This window comes from Endozoicomonas sp. SESOKO3 (assembly GCF_024606255.1).
Genome location: NZ_JAHHPR010000657.1, coordinates 1 through 1,409, shown reverse-complemented (window position 1 = coordinate 1,409; position 1,409 = coordinate 1). Strand labels below are relative to the sequence as shown.

Here is a 1,409-nt window from a genome sequence, read left to right as displayed (position 1 = left end):
CTTTTTCTGGTGTGATCCTGTGCAGCAGCGGTACCTGAACCCCTTGTCCGGAAGCCATGGATTTCACCATTTCAGGCACCAGACGGGAAATGCTGCGATACATCCGGGGGTTGGCGTTGTACTGCCTGGCAAACAGCAGAGAGCCGGTTCTCAGAAGAATGACCGAAGATGCGGCCCTGCCCAATGGCATGGCCAGCCCGCCCAATTCAGAGATTTTTTCAATGTTGGTGTGGTAGGCATATTGGCCGGTGCGGTCAAGATCAACACCATAGCGTTCCAACCAGTGCTGGAAAGGTATGAACGCTCTGTGCGCGTAATCACCCCGGTTGGTCAGATCCAGTAGAAGAAGGAACGCCACGTTTGAGTCAGACAGCCTGATGGCCTCCTCGACGGTATGGGTGGCCAGCAGAGGTTTGTAGTTGGAGAGGAACCAGATGACGTGCCGTATCAGAGAGGCTGAAGGTTTGACCCAATAATCATTGAGCTGATGCTCAACCGCTGCGGCATGAGCCTGCATCAAGGTGTTATGGATAGCCCTGATCAGCTCTGATTCAGACACGCCAACGGCATTAGCATAAGGTGCCAGAGTATCCTGAACATTGGCCAGGAAGGCCACCGTCCTGCGGCCGTTATCAAAGGCAATATCGTCAAGAACATAGTTGGCGATGACTGCAGCTGCGTATTCTTTCATGCCAGCAACAGACTCTTTCATACCTGCCGGGCCAGTGGCGGTTACGATGACAGGAGTGAAGGCACTGTGCATGAATTCCTCTGCACCCTCGTCAGACAGCATTTGAACAACCTTTTTGAAGTGACGCACATTGACCCCGTGGCGGTAGCCAAGGAAGTGCTCAAATTCATCCACTGTCTGATAACCATCGACACCTCTGACCGCTTTCACGTAGTTCTCAAGTTCAACCTTGCAGATCAGACCTTCACGCAGCAGATCAATAATCTTTTTACCACTGGCAGAACGAGTCGCGAAGTATTCCGAGAAGCTTTTCAGGTCTCCCGGTTCATGCTCGACGAACTGAATAGCCCTTTTGGCTATGCCATTAATTTCGTTGTCGTATTGTTGAGCCCCGGTTTTCATCTCATTCCTGGCCCAGTAAACCAGCTCCTGGACTTTTTCCAGGATATTCAGAGACAGATCTCCTTCAAGTTCGACATTGTAGTGGGGCGGGTAGTGCGTCTTCAGTCTCTCGGAGATTGTCACAATCCGAAAGCCCTGGTAGTGCGTCTTCAGATTTTTGAAGACTGTCACAATCCGACTGGCCTGATCAAACGTCAGATGCTCTCCAACCATTGCCTGCAAACGAATCGGTGCAAATTCATCGTTAAAATCAAAAGTCGTAAGGGTTGGTATTGCATTACCGCTTTCTGCTGCCAATCCTGCCAGACCGATGGCG

The 1,409-nt window shown here is 51.1% G+C and carries 1 protein-coding gene; it reads right to left on the bottom strand.

Annotated elements, in window-relative coordinates; genetic code table 11:
- The coding region (locus tag KDK18_RS11520) for a hypothetical protein (RefSeq protein ID WP_257255050.1) at positions 1-1,409 on the bottom strand (1,409 nt) is incomplete at both ends.